Below are 21,697 nucleotides of genomic sequence, written 5' to 3' on the forward strand. Positions count from 1 at the left end.
GCGCGGTCTCGGGCTGCCGAAATGGCCAGTGCATCGCATAGAGCAGCCCGAGCGCTTCAACCGTCCGATCCTTCAGATAGCGGCGATTGCGCTGAAACGGCATCATGCGGCGAATATGGACATCCCACAAATCCATCGGCGGATGGCCGTCGACGACCCAATCAGCGAGAACCTTGCCGGCGCCGCCGGCGGACTGAATCCCGATTGAGTTGAATCCGGCCGCAACGAATAGGTTTCGCACCTCCGGCGTTTCGCCGAGAAGATGGCGATCGTCGGGCGTGAAGCTTATCGGTCGCACTGGGGTCGTTGCCGGCCACCGTCTTCAGCGAGACGGTCAGCGCGCCGCCGGAAACGCTAGGCACCAGCGTGCCGTTGATCATGGCAAAGCCGAGCGCACTCGCCGCCAACTTACGCGCGGCTAACATGCCTGAATCCTCACACCCGGAAAACTCGGCTAAGATGCGACTTTCCTCATTGGGGGCCTCTCATGTTTGACACCACCGCGCTTATGCGCGTGGTCTTCGACGAAGTATGCGAGGGCCTTTCGCAGTGTGAAATCAGGGCGCGTTCGCATACGCCCTCGAGGATCCTGGACGCCGCCACAAGAGGCGAGGTCTCCCGCGAGGACTCAGGTAGGTCGGCCGAAACGCCCACTCACATGCGCCCATCGTGCGGCGCTGACTGAACCCGGAGCGCGTCGTGAACATCGCGAGCCGGGAGATCGTCCCATCTCGGCGAGCCATTCTTGCGCTGGACTCAGGTCTTCGTCAGCTTGGGAATGCACCGCGTCAGGAGCCTCTCAAACAGCGGCAGCAAGCCGCTCGGCGTTGCGAGGATGACGACGATCACGACGATGCCGTAAATGAAGTAGTGCAGTCCCGGCACCACACCGCCAAGTTTACCGCGTAGTACTTCGCCCAGCGGCACCAATAGCAGCGCTCCAAGCGCTGGACCATAGGCGCGACCAAGACCACCGACCGTCGCAAAGAGCACGATCTCGATCGTGATCACAGGCGAAGCAAGTAGGTAAGGGTCCGCGAATGTCAGATACCGCACATAAGCGGTCCCCACGATCGACGTGAGCACGGCGGAGATTATCATCGCGATAGTCTTGTGGCGCAACACATTGACGCCGATCGCCTGCGCGGCCTTTTCATTGTCCCGGATGGTACGCAGATAATAGCCAAGCGGCGTGTTAAGGATCGCGACATTGACCAGCACGGTCAGCGCCGCAAGCCCGAGCATAACCCAGAATGCGCCACGCCCGCCGCCGAATTGAAACGCCAATACATCGCCGGTGTCGCGCGGCAGCAGCAGACCGGACGCCCCGCCAAGAAAATCCCACCCCTCGACGACGATGGCGGCCATTTCCGCGAAGGCGAGCGTGATGAGCACGAAGGACAGGTGACCGAGCTGAAAGCGAAAGTCGATCCAGGCGATGATCGCGCCAAGCATTCCGGCCGTCGCTGCAGCGATCACAAGCCCGGCCCACATATTAACGCCGAACTTCACCAGCAACGCAGCGGACAGCATCGCGCCGGTTCCGATGAACAGGCTATGGGCCAGCGAGATCTGCCCTCCCATGCCGCCGACGATATTCCAGGCCGATGCCAGCGCGACATAGACCAGCGCGATCGTCAGGATATGAACGTGATAGCTGCTCAGCATGAACGGCAGCACAGCGCTCAGCGCAAGGATGGTCCACAACCACGGTGAACGCAGCGTTCTGTAGAAATCTTCCCTGATCACGAGGCTCTCCAGGTGAGGCCCTGCGGCCTAAACAGCATGATCAAAACAAAGATCACATAGGGCACGAGCCGGCCCAGCGTGTCCGAGACGTAGATCGTACCAAACGCCTCGGAGATCCCGATCACGAGGCCGCCGAGCATGATGCCGACGAAGTTCGTCATACCGCCCAGCACCACCACCAACAGCGTGATCACAGTGTACTGCAGGCCCTGCGTGGGCTGGATCGGGGTGCCCGGTAGAAGCAGTGCGGCAGCGACCGCGAGAATGCCGATGCCAATCGCAAAGGTCAGGACCTGGACGCGGCCGACGTCAACGCCCATCAGTGCTGCGGCCCGCGCATTCTGATGCACGGCGCGTATCGAGCGACCGAAGTCGGTCGAACGCAGCATCACGAAGAGGCCAATCGCCATTGCGAAAGCCACGATGAACGCGATCAGATGCGGCAGTCTCAGCACAACGTCGCCAAGAATGATCAGCTTCGACTCGACGACCGACGGCGTGCGCGCCGGCTGCCCGCCGAAGACCATCAGAATGCCGTTCTGCAGCACCAGACTCAATCCCAGGGTCAACTGGACCACCATGAGAAACTGGTAGCCCACCATTGGCTTGAGAAGGAATCGGTAGACCAGTGCGCCGATCGCCGTCATGACGGGGACGGTGATGAGGGCGGACACATAGGGATCGAGGGCAAAGGCCGAAAACAACGCCAGGCACATGAACATGGCCAGCGAGATGAAGTCGCCATGCGCGAAGTTGACGATGCCGCTCACGCCATAGACGAGTCCCATGCCGAGCGCGAGCAGCCCGTAGGTGCTCCCGATCAGAATGCCTTGCGCCAATGCCTGCCACAGTTCGCTCAATTCACTCTCCGTTCATAGCCCGAGATAGGCCTGTCGCGTGCGCGGATCGTCCCTGACGACCTCGGCGGTGCCTTCAACTGCAATATGGCCGCGCTCGAGCACATAGCAGCGCTGCGCATGGCGCAGCGTCAAATTGAGATTCTGCTCGACAAGCAGCATGGTCAGACCGTTCTTGTGCAGTTGGTCGATGATCTCGAAAATATGCTGCACGAACAGCGGGGACAGACCGAGCGAGGGTTCGTCCAGCATCAGGATGCGGGCCTCGGCCATCAGCCCGCGGCCGATCGCCAGCATCTGCTGCTCGCCGCCCGAAAGCGTGCCGGCCGGCTGCTGCAATCTCTCCTTCAGCCGCGGAAACAGCGCAAGCACCTTCTCCATCTGCCGCGGACGGTGTGGTCGCGCCCGGTCGCAAAATCCGCCAAGGAGCAAATTCTCACGCACGCTCATCTCGGGAAACACCAGCCTGCCCTCGGGCACCTGAATGATGCCGAGTTCGACCCGTTGCCGGGCCGTCGTGCCCGAGATGTCCTGGCCCTCCAACAGGATGCGGCCGGACATCGGCTTCACGATACCCGACAGGCTGTTGATGAGCGTGGTCTTGCCGGCGTTGTTGGCGCCGAGCAAGCCCACGATCTCGCCGGGAGCGAGCTTGACGGAAACCTCGCGCAGGATCGGAATGTCGCCATAGCCCGCGACGAGGCCATCGACCTCAAGCATCGAGATGCTCTCCGAAGTAGGCGTCAATGACCCGGCGATCATTGATGATCTCGTCCGGCGAGGCCTCGGCGATCTTCTCGCCGAAATTGATCACGACCATCCTCGTCGCAAGCCGCATGATCACCGGCATGACATGCTCCACCATGACGAACGTGACACCCTGTCGGTTCAACTCGCGGATGATGGCGATCGGTGCCTCCGTCTCGGCCATGGTGAGCCCGGCCATGACCTCGTCCAGCAGAATGCATTGCGGATCGGTCGCCACGCATTTGGCGAGCTCCAGCAGCTTCTTGTCCTGGAGCGACAGGGTCGCCGGTGTGTCGTCGAGCTTGCTCCCCAGCCCCACGCGCGTCAGGACCTGCGCCGCATAATCGACCGCCTGCCGGATCGGCCTGCGGGTCAGCGCCGCCGTCGTGACGACATCGAGCGCGGTCATGTCGGCAAAAGTCTGGACGATCTGAAAACTGCGGATCAGGCCCCGGCGCGTCAGCCGGTCTGGCGACACGCCGACGATGCGCCTGCCATCGAAGCGGACGTCGCCGCTCGAGGGCGGGGTGAAGCCGGAGATGACGCCGAACAGCGTCGTCTTGCCGGCACCGTTCGGACCGATGATGCCGAGGATCTCGCCCCTCTCCACGGAAAAGCTTACCCCGTTCAGCGCCTGAAGGCCGCCGAACCGCTTACTGACCTTATCGACCTCGAGCAGCGCCACGGTCGCCTCAGGAACGCGGTCGCGGCGCGGCTTGCGCGAATTCCTTCGGGAACACCACTTCCTGCCCTTGATCCGGCAGCCACTGCACCATCATGGCCGTCCCGTCCTTGAGCAGGCGGTCCTCGGCGAACTGCAGCCCCTTCGGCTTGGCGATGTACAAATTTGGGTCGCCAAACGGAATATTGAACTTCCTGAAGGCATCCAGCAACGCGTCGCTTTCGAGCGAGGACGTCGTTTCCAGTACCTGCTGCAGCACGCGCGCGCCCTGCGCGTATTGAATGGCGCCCTGGCCGATCCGGTCCAGTTTGGCGACGTCGCGCAATTCCGCAACGACCTTCTGCATCGAATCGATCTTGGCGCCGGCACTGAAGCCGGTCATGGCGAAGAGATTCCTCGTCAGCACGGCCTTGCCGATCTCTGGACCGAGATCCTTCCAAAGCGAGAGGTCCGAATATCCGCCAGTACCGCCACAAAAGAAGCTGCCGTGATAGTTGAGGTTGTAGCGCGCCTGGTGCAGCAGGATGCCGTCCCTTGGGGTCACCAGGCCCGTCACGACGTCGGGCTTCAGCGACCTGATGCGGATCATGGCAGCGGTCTGATCCTGGGCGCGGGTATCGAGCGGCGCTTCGCCGATGATCTCGATGCCGCTGGCCTTCAGCTTCGGCGCGAGAAAGCTGTTGACCTGCTGCCCGGCCTCGTAGTTCGAATAGCTCATCACTGCGGTTTTGATCGCGAACTTGCTGTTGTCGCGCAGCGAGATGATGAAATCATGCAACGTTTGCGCGTAGCCGCGGTCATAGGGATAGCCGAGCGAGAACATGTATTTCGAATGCGCTCCGCCGGCCCATATCGAGAGCGTCGGGACCTTCAATTCGTCCAGCACCGGCGTCAACGCCAGCATCTGCGCGCTGAGAATGGTACCGGTCAGCAGATGCACCTTCTCTTCAGTGATCAGCCGACGCGCCTCGGTGGCGGTACGCGCGGGCTGACTGGTGTCGTCCGCCTGGATCAGCTCGATTTTCGCTCCGCCTTTGCTCTTGATACCGCCCGCGTCGTTGATCTTCTTGATCATGTATTGCAGCGCGGGTTGCCCTTCCTGGGCATAGGCCGACAGGCCCCCGCTCATCGAATTGATGACGCCAATCTTGATCGGCCCGTCGGCGGCGGCGGCTCGGCGGATCCATGGTGCAGCGACCGTTCCGAGCATGAGGCTGGTCGTGCCGATACCAAATGAGCGTCGGGTGATGGACAAAGGCGTTCCTCGATGTTTGTTGGTCGTTACTTGCAGGCGCGGTCTTATATGCGAACTCTAGATCGGGTCCCAGCTGAAAATGTCCGCCGAGCGGTCGAGCTTGTAGAACGAGCCCTTCAGCGCCGGCATCGCGTGCTCGGCGATCGTCTCGGTCGTCCAGCCCTCGCTCCGTTGCACCGAGCGGATCGGGCGCGACTGTCCCATCAGGAAGATCTCGTTCATCCGCACCGCAAAGATCTGCCCGGTAACGTCCTTTGCCGCATCCGTCAGCAGGAAGGCCGAGAGCGGCGCGATCTTCTCCGGACCCATCCGCTTCATGCGTTCGACGCGGGCCTTTTCTGCGTCGGTCTCGGTCGGGATCGTGCCGATGAGGCGGCTCCAGGCGAAGGGCGAGACGCAGTTGGAGCGGACGTTGAAGCGGTTCATGTCGAGTGCGATCGACTTCGACAGGCCGACGATGCCGAGCTTCGCGGCGGCGTAGTTGGCCTGTCCGAAATTACCGATCAGGCCGGAGGTCGAGGTGAAGTGCACGAAGGAGCCCGACTCCTGCTCGCGAAACAGCCGTGCAGCGGCGTGGCTGACGTAGAACGAGCCCATCAGGTGGACCTTGATGACAGCTTCGAAGGCCTCCACGCTCATGCGATGGAAAATTGCGTCACGCAGAATACCGGCATTGTTGACGACGCCGTCGAGCTTACCGTAGGTGTCGACCGCCTGCTTGACGATCTTGCTCGCGGGAATGGCTTCGGCAACGGTCTCGAAGTTCGCCACTGCCGTGCCGCCGGCCTTGCGGATCTCTTCCACGACCTCTTCCGCCGGCGCGGCATTGGTCCCGGCACCATCCGGCGCTCCGCCGGGGTCGTTGACCACGACCTTGGCGCCTTGTGCCGCGCAGAGCAGCGCGATCTCGCGCCCGATGCCGCGGCCCGCGCCGGTGACGATGACGACCTTGTCTTGAAGCAGTTTTGTCATGTGGCTGTCTCCTCCGTGTCCATCATTCCGGGATCTTGCGAAGGATCCGGAACGACGAGGCACTATCTCTCGTTCGTAAACACGATCGTGCCACTAGCGGCGAACATGCCGCCGACGCCGTGGCACACCGAAATCTTCGCGTTCGGCACCTGTGCCGGCGCGATGCCGCGCATCTGGCGGACGCTCTCCTGGAGCGCGTACATGCCGTACATGCCCGAATGCATGTAGCTCAATCCGCCACCATTGGTGTTGAGCGGCAGCTTGGCCCCGGGACGCGTGTTGCCGTCCGCGATGAATTGGCCTGTCTCCTCATAGGGCATGAAGCCGAGATCGCCGAGGCCGAACAGGGGCAGATGCGCGAACGCATCGTAGATCATGAGATGATCGACGTCCTTGTGGGCAATGCCGGCCTCCTTGAACGCCAGCGGCCCTGCGGTCTTGAACGCGCGCGAGGAATTGAAGGTCTCCATCTGGCTGACCATCGGCGTCTCCACGCTCTCGCCGGTGCCCATGATATAGACGGGCTTGCGCGGAAAGTCCCTGGCGCGGTCCGCGGAGGTCAGGATCAGCGCGCCGCCGCCGTCCGTGACGAGGCAGCACTGAAGCAGGCGGAACGGATAGGCGATCATGCGCGAGTTGAGCACGTCGGCGACCGTGATCGGGTCCTTCATCATCGCGCGCGGATTCTTCGCCGCCCATTCCCGCTGCACCACCGCAACCGACGCCAGTTGCTCGTGGGTGATGCCCCAGGTCTTCATGAAGCGCAGCACGGGAATCGGAAACATGCTGGGCGGGCCATAGACGCCATAGGGCGCCTCGAACTGGCCGTTGAGGCTGTCCGGTGGCGTCGAGCGCGGCAATTTGCCGATCATCGACTTGCCGCTCTCGGCATGGGTGATCAGCACGGTCTTGCACAGGCCTGCCTCGATCGCCGCTGCGGCATGGCGGACGTGGAGCATGAACGAGCAGCCGCCGACCGAGGTGCCGTCCACCCAGGTCGGCTTGATGCCGAGATAGTGGCAGACCTGCTGCGGCGTCTCGACCGCGGTGGCAAAGCCGTCGATGTCGGACAGCTTCAGCCCGGCATCCGCGATGGCATTGAGCGCCGCATCGGCGTGAAGCTGCAGCTGAGAAGCGTTGGGGATGACGCCGAGCTCGGTGGTCTCGGCCGCGCCGACGACGGCAATCTGGTTCTTGCGCATGGCTTATCCCTTCGCCGGACGGAAGACGGGGAGGGTGATCTTGTCGTCGAGCTCCTGGAACGCGACCTCGAGCTTCATATCGAGCTCGAGCGCCTCCGGCGTCTGCGGGCAGTCGATGATGTTGCTCATCATCCGCGGGCCCTCGTCGAGCTCGACCACGGCGATGGCGTAAGGCGGCGTGAAGCCCGGCGCGGCGGGGCGATGGTTGATCACGTAGCTGTAGAGAAAGCCCTTGCCGCTGGCCTTGAAGACCGAGACCTTGCGCGAGGCGCAGGAGGGGCAGAACGGGCGCGGCGGGAAGTAGACATGCGCGCAGGCGTCGCAGCGCTGCAGGCGCAATTCGCCCGCTTTCGTGCCGTCCCAGAAATGCTGGGTCTCCGGCGTCGGCTTTGGACGCGCGCGCATCGGCGCTGACATTCGTATCCTCCTCGCTCCCGGAATCGCTTTCCGGATTTCCAGTTCACACCGGACTTGCCATGCAGAACCGCAAATGTCAATTTTGCGAAAATCAATTTCGCAAATGACAAGCGGAGCCGAGATGGCCATTCCTCAAGCGATCTACACACCCGACCACCAGCTTTTCCGCGACACGGTAAAAAAGTTCATCGAGCGGGAGATCGCGCCGTTTCACGCCCAGTGGGAAAAGGACGGTGTTGTCGACCGCAATCTGTGGCGGCGCGCCGGCGAGGCCGGCCTGCTCTGCACGTCAATTCCCGCGCAATATGGCGGCGGCGACGGCGATTTCCTGCATAGCGCCATCGTGACCGAAGAACTGTCGCGCGCCGTCTTCAACGGACCGGGCTTCCGCGTGCATTCCGACATCGCGGCCTTCTACATCCTCAACCACGGCAGCGAGGCGCAGAAAGAGAAATGGCTGCCTCGGATGGCGTCCGGAGGAACGGTCGCGGCATTGGCGATGACCGAACCGGGCGCCGGAAGCGATCTGCAGGCGATCCGCACCACGGCCGTCCGTGATGGCGACGTCTTCGTGGTAAACGGCTCGAAGACGTTCATCACGAACGGACAGCTTGCCGATCTCGTCATCCTCGCCTGCAAGACCGATCCGCGCACCGGATCCAAGGGCATCAGCCTGCTCCTGGTCGAGAGCAGCAGCGCCGGCTTTGCGCGAGGCCGAAACCTCGAGAAGCTCGGCATGAAGGCTCAGGACACCTCCGAACTGTTCTTCGACAATGTCCGCGTTCCCGTGGAGAACCTGCTCGGCGAGGAGGGGCGCGGCTTCCGTTACCTCATGCACGAACTTCCGCAGGAGAGGCTGCTCGTCGCAATCACGGCCATTGCCGGCGCTGAAGCCGCCATCGAATGGACCATCGACTACACCCATCGGCGCCAGGCTTTCGGCAAGCCACTGGCGGATTTCCAGCACAACCGGTTCAAGCTGGCCGAAATGAAGACGGAAGTTCAGATCGGTCGCGTGTTCCTCGACCGGTGCATGGAACTGCATCTTCAGGGCCAGTTGAACGTCGAGGCGGCCGCGATGTGCAAATACTGGTCGACGGAGCTCGAGTGCCGCGTGGTGGACCAGTGCGTGCAAATGCACGGCGGCTACGGCTACATGCTGGAATACCCCATCACCCGCGCCTACGCCGACGCCAGGGTCCGCCGCATCTACGGCGGCTCCAACGAGATCATGCGCGAGCTTGTTGCAAGGTCGCTGCAGCCAGCCTCGTGACACTGTCCGGCAGCAACGGGAATTCCAGGGAGAGCACAGGATGGGCACGTCAAACGGGCTGATCAGCGGAACGCGCTCGCGTCAGTTCGACGCGGTTGGGCAAAGGGTTCGACAAATCGCCGGCGGACTGCATCGCCTCGGCGTCCGGCAGGGTGACTGCGTCAGCATCCTGATGCGCAACGACATCGCCTTTCTGGAGATCACCTATGCCGTGATGCTGATCGGAGGCTACGCCGTTCCGATCAACTGGCATTTCAAGCCCGACGAAGTCGCCTACGTGGTCGGGGATACCGGGACGCGGGTCCTTGTCGGACACGCCGACCTGCTGCACGCGCTCGGCACAGTCATTCCCCGCGAAGTCCCTCGGCTCTGTGTCGAAGTGCCGCAGGAAATCGCGACCGCTTTCGGCGTGCAGACCATCACTCCGCCCGACGGCGAGGACTTCGAAGCCTGGCTTTCGGTCCAGGAGCCCTATGACGGTCCGACCATGCCTGCACCGGCGAGCATGATCTATACTTCGGGCACGACCGGACACCCCAAGGGCGTTCGGCGCGATCCTCCCGCGCCGGAGCAGATCGCCAGGAACGAGCGGGTGCGCGAGACCGTCTACGGCCTGCGTCAGGGCGTTCGCGCCTTGCTGCCCGGGCCGCTCTACCACTCGGCCCCGAACGCGTTCGCGCTCCGCGCCGGTCGTCTGGGCGGCGCGCTGGTCCTGATGCCGCGCTTCGACGCCGAGTCACTTCTCGAACTGATCGAACGGGAGCGGATCGACTGCGCGCTGATGGTGCCGACGATGTTCGTGCGGCTGCTGCGCCTCCCCGAAGCGGTCCGCACCAGATACGATCTGTCCTCGCTGCGCCACGTCGTTCACGCCGCGGCGCCCTGCCCGCCCGACGTGAAGCGGCAGATGCTGGATTGGTGGGGACCGGTGATCCACGAATATTACGGCAGCACCGAATCCGGCGCGATAACCTTCGCCACCCCCGAGGATGCGCGCCGCAAGCCGGGCACGGTCGGGCGCGTCCTCGACGGATGCGAGTTGCGCTTCTTCGACGGCAAGGGCGCCTGGCTACCGGGCGGCGAGGTCGGCGAGATCTACAGCAGGACCAGCTACAACCCCGACTTCACCTACCAGAACCAGCCGGAGAAGCGCCGCGAGATCGAGCGCGACGGCCTGATCACGAGCGGCGACGTCGGCTATATCGACGACGACGGCTATGTGTTCATCTCCGATCGCAAGCGCGACATGGTGATTTCGGGCGGCGTCAACATCTACCCTGCTGAAGTCGAAGCCGCGCTGCAGTCGCTGCCCGGAGTTCACGACTGCGCGGTGTTCGGCATCCCGGACGAAGAGTTCGGCGAGGCGCTGATGGCCGTGATTGAACCCGTGGCCGGCGCGAATCCCGATCTGAACGAAATTCGCGCGGGTCTGAAGTCGTTGCTCTCAAACTACAAGGTACCCAAATATTTCGAATTCAGGTCCTCGTTGCCGCGCGAGGACTCCGGCAAGATATTCAAGAGACGTTTGCGCGATCCCTATTGGCAGAATTCAGGCCGGAGTATCTGACGCGCTCACATGGCCGCGACGCTGGCGAGCCCGTTGTTGATGACGACGACGTTGCGCTCAGCGACCTTGGCCCGGAAGGAGACTGCGCCGGCACCGTCGGTCCAGGCTTCGGTGACGATCGTCTCGCCCGGATAGACTGGCGAGCTGAAGCGGACCTGCATCTTGGTCAGCCGCGACGGCTCGCCGCCGCACACCATCTCGACCAACGCGCGGCACACAACGCCGAAAGTGCAAAGGCCATGCAGGATCGGCCGTTCAAAGCCGCCCTTTCTCGCCACGGCCGGATCGGCATGGAGAGGATTGTAATCCCCGGAGAGACGATAGATCAGCGCGGCCTGCGGCAGCGTCTTGATGCTGGAGACGATATCTGCCGCCCGTTCCGGCAGGGAATGCGGCGCCGGCAGCGGCCCCGCCGGACCGCCGAAACCGCCATCGCCACGCAGCATCGTGGTCGAGGTCAACCGGCAGAGCAATTCGCCGGATTCGCGGTCGACCACGTCGCGCTCCGACAGAAGGACCGCGCCCTTGTCCGCGCCCTTGTCGATCAGGCCGGTGACGCGCGAACGTCCCACCACGGAGCCCTTCGCAGGCAACGGCTTGAAGATTTCAAAGCCCTGTTCGCCGTGCAAGACCTTGCGCCAGTCGGCTCCGGTCCGGGGATCGCCGATCCAGAAGCCGGGATATCCGAGGACCACGGCCATCGAGGGCAGAACCTTGAGACCGTCCTCATAGACATATTGCAACTGGCGTGCGTCGAGCGGATCCGAGCCGAGGCCGACGCCGAGCGCGTACAACATCGTATCGCGCTCGGTGTAGGTCTGCTCGATGGTCGGGATGGGCCAGTTGCGCAGCGCTTGGAGGTCGATCGCCATTGTCGGTGTTTTCCTGTTGAGCTGACGGGAAACTTGCCATCGGCAGGTCGCGAAGACAATATGCGAAATCGATTTTCGCATTTGCTGGTTGACGAATTCGACGGATTGCAGAACAAACGAGGTGGACAAGCGCACGCAGGACCTTCGTGCCGCTGGAGCAGAGAATGACGAACAGGAAGCGAAATCCCCGGACTGGAAGCCCCAGCCCGGCCGGATCGAAGAAGGCTGCAGGCATGGCGCAGGCCGGAGCCGGCGAAGCCGAAACCAGGCCGCGAGCCGACAAGCAGCAGCTGCAGCGCGCGGCAAGACGCCCACGCTCGACCGAGACCGAGGCCGACGATGCCGGCGGCCGCCTGTTCGTATCCGCGCTCGCGCGAGGCCTCGACGTGCTGAGCGCGTTTCGTGCCCGCGACCGCGCGCTCGGCAACCAGGAGCTTGCGGAGCGGACCGGCCTGCCGAAGCCGACCATCTCGCGGATCACGCATACGCTGACCCAGCTCGGCTATCTCTCCTATGATGCGCGGTCGACGACCTATCAGCTCGGTAGCCGCGCCATTTCGCTGAGCTACGCCGCGCTTGCCAATCTGGACGTCCGCAACATCGCGCGGCCGATCATGACCGAACTGGCGGAGACCAACAATCTGCACGTCGCGCTCGGCACACGCGACCAGCTCATGATCCTGAACATCGAAACTTGCGAAGGCCACGGCCTGGTGGGTCTGCGGCTACCGTCGGGCTCCCGCGTACCGATGGCGATCACCGCCATCGGCAAGGCCTACCTCGCGGCCATCAGTGAAGACGAACGGAACAAGATTCTCTCCGAGATCAGCAAGCAGCATGGAAGCGAATGGCGTACGATCGTGAAGTCGGTCGAACGCTCCATCGGGGAGATCGAGAAGCGCGGATTTTGCACGTCGGCAGGAGAGTGGCGCAAGGACATCAATGCGGTCGGCGCAGCCATCATTCCGCCGGGTGGCGGAACCGTGTACGCGTTGAGCTTCGGCGGACCGGCCTACCTGGTCTCGCAGGAACAGCTCGAGCACGAATATGGTCCTGCCATTGCCGCCGCGGCGAAGAAAATCAGCGCCTCGCTCGGCGCTTGAGGCGCCGGCGCGGACACACCGCTTAGTTCACGCGGCGGGCATGCCCGTCCCAATGCGGCTTGCGCAGCGCCTCCTTGTTGACCTTGTTGGCGCTGGACAGCGGCAGCGGATCATCGCGAAACTCGATGCTGCGCGGGCATTTGTAGTCCGCGATGACCGCCCGGCAATGCGCGATGATATCGGCCACCGACAGCGATGATCCCGGACGCCGTACGACGACGGCGTGGACCGCCTCGCCCCATTTCGGATGCGGTATGGCGATCACGGCGCACTGCAGCACCTCGGGGTGCGAGCCGACCGCGTTCTCGACCTCGATCGAATAGACATTCTCGCCGCCGGTGATGATCATGTCCTTGATGCGATCGGAGACATACAGATAGCCGTCATCGTCGAAATAGCCGGAATCGCCGGTATGCATCCATCCGCCCTGCAGCGCTTTCGCGGTGAGTTCAGGCTGCCGCCAGTAGCCCATCATGACCATCGGTCCCCGCACCTGGATCTCGCCGACCTCGCCTCGCTTCACCTCGCGATCGTCCGCATCCGCGATCCGCACTTCAGCCGAAACGATCGGTCGGCCGGCCGAGCGCAGACGATGCCTTGGAGCCGACGGCAGATGATCATCCGGCCCGAGGATCGTCGCAACCGGCGACAGCTCCGTCATCCCGTATGACTGCGCGAAGCGGATTCCCGGGAAGCGGTGAAGACACTCGCCGAGAACCGCCTCGGGCATCGGCGAGGCGCCATAGGTGATCAGCTTCAGGCTGGAGAGATCGTACCTATCGAGGTCGGGTAGTTGCAGGATCATGCCGAGCATCGTCGGCACGAATGTCGCGACCGTCACCTTGTGCCTGGCGATCGCCTCCAGCACATCCGACGGCGTGAAACGGGGAATGACGACGTGCTGCCCGCCCATGAGAGACGTCGTGTAGACGCGCGCGCCGGCACCCAGATGAAACAATGGTCCCGCATGCAGGGCGACCGTCAACTCGCCGAAGCCGAAGCTCATCGAGGTCACGATGGCGTTGACCCACAAATTGCGGTGGCTCAGCATGACGCCCTTGGCCTTGCCCGTGGTCCCGCCGGTATAGAAGATGCACGCGAGGTCATCGCCGCTTCGGAGCGCGTCCTCGCAGGCTGCGGCCTCCGCGACCAACGCTTCGTAGTCGTGCGTTCTCGGCAAGCCCTGCCCTCCGGATGCCGCGACGAGCGCGGTCAGGCTGGAGCAGGCCTCCATGACCTGCACCGCGTTCTCCAGGAAGATTCCATCACAGATCAGCACTGTCGGCTCCGCGTCACGCACCTGTTCGATTATCTCGGCGAGCGAAAAGCGCGAATTCACCGGCACCGCGACGCCGCCGGCCCACAGCGCAGCAAAGTAGCACTCGACGTAGTGATTGCCATTGACGGCCAGGACCGCGATGCGGTCCCCCGGTCCGACGCCAAGCTTGCGGAGCGAGGACGCCAACCGCGAGACCCGGTCCAACAGCTCTCCATGGGTCAGGCGAAGCTCGCCCGCGACAAGCGCGGTCGTGGTGCTCCTGAAGGATGCCGCTCTGCGGAGTCCTGCCGTCAAGTTCATGTGGTCCTCTGCGCTTCCGTCCCTTGAGCGCTCTCTTAGCACTGCGAAAATGAATTTCGCAAATCCCGAGAGTGCTGTATATAGCAGAATGACAGCGATATGGGTGGAAACCAGATGACATCAGACATGACGAGGGACGGCGAAGCTGTCCTGTTCGAACGCCAGGAGGACGTCGTCGTTGTGCGGCTCAACAGTCCCGCCACACGGAATGCACTCGAACTCCGCGTCAAACAGAGGCTCGTAACCGGGATTCCCGAATTGCTCGGCGATCGGACGATCCGCTGCCTCGTCATCACTGGGACTGGCGACGCATTCTGCGCGGGCGGCGACATCAACAACATGGGGGAGCGCGATGCGCCCAGCGTCAGAAAGCGGATGCAAGCCACACATGCATGGGCCAAGAGGCTCCTCACCGCGGAGAAGCCGGTCGTGGCGGCGGTCAACGGCGCAGCTGCCGGGGCCGGCTTTTCACTCGCCCTGCTCTGCGACCTCGTTCTCGTTTCCGACAGGGGATATTTCCGCGCGGCCTTTCCGGGCCTCGGTGCGGCGCCTGATCTCGGCCTCGCACTGACGCTGCCGCGGGCCATCGGCTCGTCGCGCGCTAAGGACATCCTGCTGACCAATCGCCGCGTCGAGGCTGCTGAAGCTGTGTCGATCGGCATCGCCAAGCGGGTGGTTCCATCCGCCACCTTGCTCGAGGAGGCTGTGGCGCTTGCCAAGGAACTGGCCGCCGGGCCGGCGACGTCGCTTGGGCTGACCAAGACGCTGCTGAACAACGCCTACGGAACGATCGAGGATTTCTTCGCGGCAGAAGCCTTCGCGCAGGGCGTGGCCTTCGGCAGCCGCGAATTTGCCGAGGGCGTCGATGCATTTCTGCACAAGCGGAAGCCGGATTTCCGGAAGGTCACGCGCAGCCGTTAAGGTCGCGCGCGAGAACCACAATCCGATGGAACCGCATGGGACGATCGCCAGGAGGAACGACGACTTTCTGAAGATTTAGAGCAAGCCCCAGTTCGTCGTCAGTGAGCAGGCCGAGATCGCGACGATCTTCGGTTTGTCACCCGAAAAGGTTACGGTGACCGCCGGCGGGGCCTTCGGGACCTCGCTCAGCTGGCTCCATGTGACGGTCGCGGCCATGGCTGTTATTCGGCGTACGGTTTTCCGACCTCGAGCGAGCCAATGTAGCGCGACATTCCCTGCGTAATCGCTGGGTTGATGGTGTATTTTGCGACGTAGCGCCGAGCCCTGAAATTGTCATTCTGTCCGGCCACCTCCGACATCCGGCCGAACTGCTTCTTCATCTTGTCGGCGGTCTACCAGGTACGCGTGATCACCTCGCCGACGCGTCCCATTGCCTGACTATCCGACGACACGATCGAGAACGCGCCGAGATCGTGCAGGATATCCTCGGCGGCAATCGTCTCCTTCCTTATGCGGCTTTCCGCAAAGGCAACGTCTTCCGGGATACGGCGGTCGAGATGATGGGTCACCATCAGCATATCCAGTGCTTCTTAGCGTGTTCGCCGTGTAGGGGCGCGTCAGATTGGTCGAGGCGGGGATGATATTGTTCTCACCGCAGATCTTGATGATGTCCGGCGCATGGCCGCCGCCCGCCCCTTCGGTGTGGGCGGCGTGAATCGTCCTGCCCTTGAACGCAGCGATCGTGCTCTCGACAAACCCACCCTCATTGAGGGAGTCGGTGTGGATCATGACCTGCACATCCATGTCGTCCGCAACGGAGAGACAGCAATCGATGGCTGCCGGCGTTGCACCCCAGTCCTCGTGCAGCTTCAGGCCGCATGCCCCGGCTTCGACCTGCTCGACCAGGCCCTCGGATACGCTGGCATTGCCTTTGCCGAAAATGCCGAAATTCATGGGGAAGGGGTCCAGCGCCTCAAGCATGCGATGGATGTGCCACGGCCCCGGGGTACAGGTCGTTGCCGTTGTTCCCGCGGCGGGTCCGGTGCCTCCGCCCATCATGGTCGTCACGCCCGAGAAAAGCGCTTCCTCGATCTGCTGAGGGAATATGAAATGAATGTGAGTATCCCTCTGGCGGTGATGATCTTGCCCCCGCCCACGATGATTTCCGTCCCCGGTCCAATAACGATCGACACCCCCCGGCTGTGTGTCGGGGTTACCCGCCTTGCCGATGCCGGCGATGAGTCCGTCCTTGATCGCAATGTCGGCCTTGATGATTCCCCAATGATCCAGGATCAGCGCATTGGTAATGGCCGTATCGACTGCTCCCCGCGCGCGCTGCTGCGACTGTCCCATCCCGTCCCGAATGACCTTGCCGCCGCCGAACTTCACCTCCTCGCCAGAGATCGTGAAGTCCCTCTCGGGCTCAATGAACAGGTCGGTGTCCGCCAGACGCACCTTGTCGCCGACAGTCGGGCCGAACATCTGCGCATAGGCTCTGCGGCTCATCGTGACTGACATCGTTTTTCTCCCTCACTCATTGAGGCGAGAGGCGCCGGTACTCGATTCAAGAGGGCCCATCACGCCGCCGCTGAAGCCGTAGATGCGCCGCGCTCCGGCAAACGGAATCAATGAAACCTCGCGCGACTGCCCCGGCTCAACCCTCACGGCAGTCCCGGCCGGGATATCGAGGCGGCAGCCACGGGCAACGGCCCGACGCTTCCCGCCGTTATTGACTCAGCGGCAGCGGCCCGAAAGCGCCTATCAGGAACGCCGGGGATCCCGTTCGCCCTTAGCGATAGGCACGCTGCAGCCGCGTACTACCGATGATGTCTCACCGCACCATAATCTCGAGAGCGCTGGCTCACTTCTGCCAGCCTGAGCCGGCCGCCCGTCAAGCTGGCGCCCTAGGTTTACGTCCGAACATTCCGAGATCTCCGACCTGTGTTCGATGATTCCGTTCTATTCAGCCCGACATTCATTCCAACCAGGGATGTCATGCTCTTGGGGCCCCGGCGGATATATGAACCGGTACACTCAACGTGCAAGGGCGAGCAACACTAGTCGCCATTTCGTCGCTCCACGGCGATGAAATGGAATAGAAACGATAACGACGCGGAATTTTTAACTATTGGCGTTTCGGCTTAACTATCAATGCGCTTAAACGAACTGGCGACGGTTGTGCGGAGTGTCCGCTGCCATAGGGCGGCCCACCGTCCTCTTGGACGGAGGCAGTCTCGGCCGCGCAAGGGCCGGCCAATCGCGCAGGAGTCATCGATGTCATTTCGCTTCATCACAAAGTCTTTCCACGCCTATTTGATAGATTATCCCGTCGCGGGCGTCTTAATCATGGCACCGTTCGTGCTGACTCTCGGCGAGAGTAGACCCTTCGCAATGTGGCTTTCGGTTTTTGTCGGTATCGCAGCGCTACTCTTGGCTGCCATGACCGACCATCCCACGGGATTGGTCCGCATCATTCCTTACTGGCTACACCTTTGGGTCGATCGGGCGGTTGGCATTGTATTTGCTGTCGTGCCGTTTGCCTTTACGTTTGCTCAATTCGATGCCCAGTACTACTGGCTGCTCGCCGCAGCTATCCTGTTCACGACATCCGTCCTCAACGCACCTGAAGATTCGTCGGCAACTTCGGGATGGTATATGCGTCACAGCAATTGAGATATCCGTCCAAGAGGTGCGGTAGCGTTATCCGTTCGCGACGATCAGTCCATCGAATGCTGGCTTCACGGAGTGCACTGCTGAGGTTGGGAAATACGAGGACGCTGTCTGATCAAGCAAACTGGATCGATTTCGGTCTTGGCTTCCGGCCATACTCACTGCCCCAACGCAGCCCTAAGTTGGCTTAGATGATCCGAAAATGGATCTCCGCAGCTGCCTCTGGTCAAATTACTCACTATCGCATAAACGGCGCAGCCGAGATAACGATCCTCGATCGACCCTATAGCCAGAGGCTTTTTCATCGCCAGCATTGGAGGGGCATTCTCGGCTGGTGGGTATAGTAGCGAGCTACCATGAAGACTCAAAGACCGTCACATGCATGGTATTGGTCGGCGCCGATCTTAAGGCGCCCGCGATCGGATCATCGCTTTCGGCGACATTCAATGTTTGACAATCAGATCGGATCTTTTGCTACCCGGGTTCTATTACGGCCGGTGAGGACTGCGGTGGACAACGATTGCTGGCTACGGCGCCAACACTCGGCAGCACGCGGATTGCTGAGCTGCTGCTTGAGTGATGGAAGCGGCCCGGGCCAAATGAGGATATATGCCGAATGAACAGATTTTGGAGCCCCAACCATCAAATCACGGGATGTCGCATGGAAAATTTAGCGAACTGGCTCTACCTCATCGGATCCCTATGCTTTGTCGTTGGCACAGTGATCAACATGCGTCCGACCTGAGGAAGACCACTGTCTATTTGAAAGACTTCCATGGTGCCGCTCAGCAGCACCGCGTCGTGGCTCCAGTCGAAGATGCACTCTGGTTACGACGATACTTCAGACTTGCCACGAATGCGTCGGCTCGACTTAAGACTCGTCCTCTGCCACCCGCAAGTGCATTTTGGGGCATTTGATTGTGAGCGGCGCGTCCCAAGCACTTAGCGAGTGGGGCCAAGCGCTTTCGGAGCCAGAGGTCGTGGGCCCCAGGAGCAATATGAGGGTGCTCGGCGCATCGAGCTTAGGCGGCTGCCTTGTCTTTGCCGGCAGTGCCGTCGTGACGGTCGCGCTCGCACCGATTAGCCGCAACATGCAGCTTTCTTCACTCAATCTGCAATGGTTGATGAACGCTGAACTCTTGCCACTCGCGGCCCTGACATTGGTCGCCGGCGCCTTCGGTGACCGGTTAGGACGGAAGCAGGTCTTTCTTTGGGGGGATCGCACTCTATGGCGTGGGCGCGGCCGCAAGCGGGCTAGCGCCGAGTTTCGCGCCACTCGTCGTTGGCCGCTTCCTGCAAGGTCTGGGAGAACCGGTGATCCTGCCCAACAGCCTTTCCATACTTGGAAAAGCATTTCCGGCCGACAAGAAAGCCCGTGCAGTTGGCATCCGGTCTGCCGCCGCGGCTGTCTTTAGCGGCGTCGCACCCGCGATCGCCGGCGCAACTCTCGATCACAGTTCTTGGCGAATAGCATTTCTGATGTTCCTACCAGTCGTCGTCAGGGCGCTCGCCGCCGGCGCCTTGTGGTTACCCAGTACACCTCGGACTAGCGATGCCCCCGTAGATGTTGGTGGCGCTGCTATGTCGACATTCGGACTCGGCGGGCTAGGAGCGGCACTGATCAACCTCCCCTTACCACGCTCGTGCTCACGTCGGTTGACCCAGATCACGCCGGAACGGGCTCTGGCGTCAATAGCGCAATCGATTCGACGCTAGGGCGCGACGGGCCCGCGTCACACGCACGTAACGTCCGCTTTCACTTACGCCTACGTGATCTCGGGCGCTACCCTGAACGCGAATTGAGGCCCAGCGCGCATCTATCGGACTGTCGCGATCCGCTCTGAAATTCGTGGGTGCGATCCATTCGATTAGTCGTAACGCGATCACGACGGAAAAGGCTGGTGGCGTCAGTGGCCGGCAACAGCGAGCCGGGGTGGCCAGTAATTCCGAAAGCGCGCGCGGTGCCGCAATAACGATCGTCTATGGTCTTTATGGCAACAGGTGATTTCCCGCGGCGGCGCTCAGCGCATATCCGTCTATTCCGAGAGGTTGGGCTTTGCAACAAAGGAGCGAGCAGGTGATTTCACCCCGAGATACCATGACCGGCAGACCGGCGAATAAAATCACCTTTTCAAGCACGAAAACAGAGAGTGCTCCTACAGAGGATTTCTACGCCAGTGTGAGGCCATTCGATAATTTCTCCCAGATAGCGCATTTCGACCGCTACCTCCCTTTACCGGATGATTGGTTCCTCGGAATTGCTGATGTCGCCCAGTCGACGAAGGCGATTAAGACCGGTCGATATAAAGCCGTAAACACCGTAGGGGCTGCGGTCCTGGTCGCCATAACCAACGCGTTGCCTAACCTTAGTTTTCCTTATGTGTTCGGCGGCGACGGAGCGACGGTAGCTATCCCCGGCAAGCATCTTGATACGGTAAAGTATGCGCTGGCACAAACTGCGGCATGGGCAGATGACACTCTTGATCTTTTACTTCGAGTGGCGATCGTCCCCTTGTGGGCGATCCGCGCAGCCGGTCACGATGTTCGAACTGCACGATATGCCGCGTCCGATAACGTTTCATACGCGATGTTCAGCGGCGGCGGCGTGGCCTGGGCGGAGAGACAACTTAAAAAAGGACAATTCGGCATAAGCCCCGCAACGTCGAACGCCAAGCCCGACTTATCTGGGCTCTATTGCGGATTCGGACCAATCCCTACTGAGCATGGTACCATTCTCTCTATCATCGCCATTCCGTTCGGAGAGCAGAGGTCGTACGCGGCCTTGGTAGCCGATGTCTTAGCCTTAATTGAATTTTCTTCCCATCGGTCAGGACATCCACTGCCTGAGCGCGGTCCGCTACCACCGTGGCTCGGAGGCAAGCTCCCGAGATTGCTCAGTAAGCGCTTGCCCCACACGAATCTCCTAACGGCGCTCGCGGATGGACTACGAGCGATCAAGACTCGGGCCATTCTTTCTGCAGGCATTCGTATTGGCCGGTTCGATCCCCTCGACTATCGGCGAAATATTTCGAAGAATACGGATTTCAGAAAGTTCGATGATGGCCTCAAAATGACTGTTGATTGTTCGCTGGAAATAGCAGACGCCATTGAAGCTCGACTGCTCTCGGCTCAGCTTTCTGGTATTTGTGTAGCGGCGACACACCGTCAGACGAGCGCGTACCTCACCTGTTATATTTCTTCAAATATCCGATCAGATCACGTTCACTTTGTTGATGGGGCAGACGGAGGTTATGCCGCGGCGGCGGCCAAACTCAAGTCAGGTAAAGCGGCTTCCATGAGGGAAGAGGCTTAACTCTTAAGGGAACTCTACGAAGCATGACTCCAGGCTGCCGACCGATAATCTCGTTTATGAGTCAAGTAGCAGCATCTCGGTCGCCGACTTGCCGTTGAGAAGTCATAGAACCAGTTCGTGGGACGTTCTTTTTCAAAAGCGAGTCCAGGATTAGCGACATCATCGTTCAATCTTTCCGGCTGAAACGCAGATCGACTGTGGCTCTGCTACTTGCTCGTGTCCGATCAGGTCTTGCCGCAGAACAGGCCCCCTCCCCAGCGGAAACAAATCGCCATCAAGGAAGCACCTCCACACGAACCTAGCGAGCCTCGAATAAGGCGCCACGACCTCGTCAATAGTCCACGACGACGTAACAAAGGAGTTATCGAACGCATTCCAGAAGGGAATTGGCGGTTTTACGACGCTCGTCACAGCATAGACCGGAGTTTCCGAAGTCGACGACTCATAAGCCAGGCAGCTCCGCGAAAGATCAATGGAGCGGTGGAACCGACTGCACGCCGATAACGGGTCGATGAGCC

At 61.5% G+C, this 21,697-nt stretch carries 19 protein-coding genes and 4 pseudogenes; 8 read left to right on the forward strand and 15 right to left on the reverse strand.

Features of this window, described 5'->3' with window-relative positions:
• Positions 1-28: 28 nt before the first annotated feature.
• Complete coding sequence (locus EDE08_RS39730; protein WP_502700657.1) at positions 29-208, forward strand: hypothetical protein; 180 nt, start codon at positions 29-31, stop codon at positions 206-208.
• Between the two features lie 9 nt (positions 209-217).
• Here EDE08_RS39730 and EDE08_RS39735 read toward each other — a convergent pair.
• The 9 genes and pseudogenes from EDE08_RS39735 to EDE08_RS32550 all read right to left on the reverse strand — a co-directional run.
• Positions 218-298, reverse strand: a pseudogene (locus EDE08_RS39735) (hypothetical protein); the annotation flags it as partial.
• 458 nt (positions 299-756) lie between these two features.
• On the reverse strand, positions 757-1,749 hold the full coding sequence (locus EDE08_RS32515; protein ID WP_131873515.1) for a branched-chain amino acid ABC transporter permease: 993 nt from the start codon (positions 1,747-1,749) through the stop codon (positions 757-759).
• The gene (locus EDE08_RS32520; protein WP_131873513.1) at positions 1,746-2,609 is read right to left on the reverse strand and encodes a branched-chain amino acid ABC transporter permease; all 864 of its coding nucleotides are present in this window, start codon (positions 2,607-2,609) and stop codon (positions 1,746-1,748) included. Before EDE08_RS32520 ends, EDE08_RS32515 begins: the two co-directional genes overlap by 4 nt.
• 12 nt (positions 2,610-2,621) lie before the next feature.
• Positions 2,622-3,326 carry an ABC transporter ATP-binding protein gene (locus EDE08_RS32525; RefSeq protein WP_131873511.1) on the reverse strand — a complete coding sequence of 235 codons (705 nt, stop codon included), beginning with the start codon at positions 3,324-3,326 and terminating at the stop codon, positions 2,622-2,624.
• Positions 3,319-4,038: an ABC transporter ATP-binding protein gene (locus EDE08_RS32530; protein WP_131873509.1), complete on the reverse strand. Its 720-nt coding sequence runs from the start codon at positions 4,036-4,038 to the stop codon at positions 3,319-3,321. The genes EDE08_RS32525 and EDE08_RS32530 overlap by 8 nt, the downstream gene beginning before the upstream one ends.
• A 7-nt stretch (positions 4,039-4,045) precedes the next feature.
• Positions 4,046-5,290, reverse strand: coding sequence for an ABC transporter substrate-binding protein (locus EDE08_RS32535; protein ID WP_131873507.1), 1,245 nt, complete (start codon positions 5,288-5,290; stop codon positions 4,046-4,048).
• 57 nt (positions 5,291-5,347) lie between these two features.
• Positions 5,348-6,262, reverse strand: a complete 915-nt coding sequence (locus tag EDE08_RS32540) for an SDR family NAD(P)-dependent oxidoreductase (protein WP_131873505.1) — start codon at positions 6,260-6,262, stop codon at positions 5,348-5,350.
• Between the two features lie 62 nt (positions 6,263-6,324).
• The gene (locus EDE08_RS32545) at positions 6,325-7,464 is read right to left on the reverse strand and encodes a thiolase C-terminal domain-containing protein (protein ID WP_131873503.1); all 1,140 of its coding nucleotides are present in this window, start codon (positions 7,462-7,464) and stop codon (positions 6,325-6,327) included.
• A 3-nt stretch (positions 7,465-7,467) separates the two neighbouring features.
• On the reverse strand, positions 7,468-7,881 hold the full coding sequence (locus EDE08_RS32550; RefSeq protein ID WP_131873501.1) for a Zn-ribbon domain-containing OB-fold protein: 414 nt from the start codon (positions 7,879-7,881) through the stop codon (positions 7,468-7,470).
• Positions 7,882-8,002: 121 nt separating this feature from the next.
• Between EDE08_RS32550 and EDE08_RS32555 the strand changes: the two genes are divergently transcribed.
• A complete protein-coding gene (locus EDE08_RS32555) occupies positions 8,003-9,154 on the forward strand; it encodes an acyl-CoA dehydrogenase family protein (protein ID WP_245524947.1) in 1,152 nt (383 codons plus the stop codon).
• A 40-nt stretch (positions 9,155-9,194) separates the two neighbouring features.
• Positions 9,195-10,721 (forward strand): acyl-CoA synthetase, encoded by a 1,527-nt coding sequence (locus EDE08_RS32560; RefSeq protein WP_131873497.1) that lies wholly within the window; start codon positions 9,195-9,197, stop codon positions 10,719-10,721.
• Between the two features lie 5 nt (positions 10,722-10,726).
• Here EDE08_RS32560 and EDE08_RS32565 read toward each other — a convergent pair whose 3' ends face one another.
• Entirely contained in the window at positions 10,727-11,593 is an 867-nt protein-coding gene (locus EDE08_RS32565) for a MaoC/PaaZ C-terminal domain-containing protein (protein WP_131873495.1), read from the reverse strand.
• 164 nt (positions 11,594-11,757) lie between these two features.
• Here EDE08_RS32565 and EDE08_RS32570 point away from each other — a divergent pair, with 164 nt between their 5' ends.
• Positions 11,758-12,696, forward strand: coding sequence for an IclR family transcriptional regulator (locus tag EDE08_RS32570; RefSeq protein WP_131873493.1), 939 nt, complete (start codon positions 11,758-11,760; stop codon positions 12,694-12,696).
• A 22-nt stretch (positions 12,697-12,718) separates the two neighbouring features.
• Here the strand turns inward: EDE08_RS32570 and EDE08_RS32575 are convergent, their stop codons facing one another.
• Positions 12,719-14,275, reverse strand: coding sequence for a class I adenylate-forming enzyme family protein (locus EDE08_RS32575; protein WP_131873491.1), 1,557 nt, complete (start codon positions 14,273-14,275; stop codon positions 12,719-12,721).
• A 114-nt stretch (positions 14,276-14,389) separates the two neighbouring features.
• Here EDE08_RS32575 and EDE08_RS32580 point away from each other — a divergent pair, with 114 nt between their 5' ends.
• Entirely contained in the window at positions 14,390-15,196 is an 807-nt protein-coding gene (locus EDE08_RS32580; protein ID WP_131873489.1) for an enoyl-CoA hydratase/isomerase family protein, read from the forward strand.
• A 75-nt stretch (positions 15,197-15,271) separates the two neighbouring features.
• Here EDE08_RS32580 and EDE08_RS38690 read toward each other — a convergent pair whose 3' ends face one another.
• The 4 genes and pseudogenes from EDE08_RS38690 to EDE08_RS32595 all read right to left on the reverse strand — a co-directional run.
• Complete coding sequence (locus tag EDE08_RS38690) at positions 15,272-15,412, reverse strand: hypothetical protein (protein ID WP_165936301.1); 141 nt, start codon at positions 15,410-15,412, stop codon at positions 15,272-15,274.
• Positions 15,413-15,417: 5 nt separating this feature from the next.
• A pseudogene (locus tag EDE08_RS39430) lies at positions 15,418-15,741 on the reverse strand (amidohydrolase family protein).
• Entirely contained in the window at positions 15,635-16,714 is a 1,080-nt protein-coding gene (locus EDE08_RS32590) for an urease subunit alpha (RefSeq protein ID WP_283810580.1), read from the reverse strand. Before EDE08_RS32590 ends, EDE08_RS39430 begins: the two are co-directional and overlap by 107 nt.
• A gap of 12 nt (positions 16,715-16,726) precedes the next feature.
• Positions 16,727-16,909 (reverse strand): annotated as a pseudogene (locus tag EDE08_RS32595) (urease subunit beta); the annotation flags it as partial.
• A 561-nt stretch (positions 16,910-17,470) separates the two neighbouring features.
• Here EDE08_RS32595 and EDE08_RS32600 point away from each other — a divergent pair.
• The 3 genes and pseudogenes from EDE08_RS32600 (at position 17,471) to EDE08_RS32610 (ending at position 21,179) form a co-directional block, all read left to right on the forward strand.
• Positions 17,471-17,869: a hypothetical protein gene (locus EDE08_RS32600; RefSeq protein WP_131873487.1), complete on the forward strand. Its 399-nt coding sequence runs from the start codon at positions 17,471-17,473 to the stop codon at positions 17,867-17,869.
• 1,209 nt (positions 17,870-19,078) lie between these two features.
• Positions 19,079-19,582, forward strand: a pseudogene (locus EDE08_RS39740) (MFS transporter); the annotation flags it as partial.
• 382 nt (positions 19,583-19,964) lie between these two features.
• Entirely contained in the window at positions 19,965-21,179 is a 1,215-nt protein-coding gene (locus tag EDE08_RS32610) for a DUF3095 domain-containing protein (RefSeq protein WP_131873485.1), read from the forward strand.
• Positions 21,180-21,697: the final 518 nt, after the last annotated feature.

This window comes from Bradyrhizobium sp. R2.2-H (assembly GCF_004346455.1).
Classification (GTDB): Bacteria; Pseudomonadota; Alphaproteobacteria; order Rhizobiales; family Xanthobacteraceae; genus Bradyrhizobium; species Bradyrhizobium diversitatis.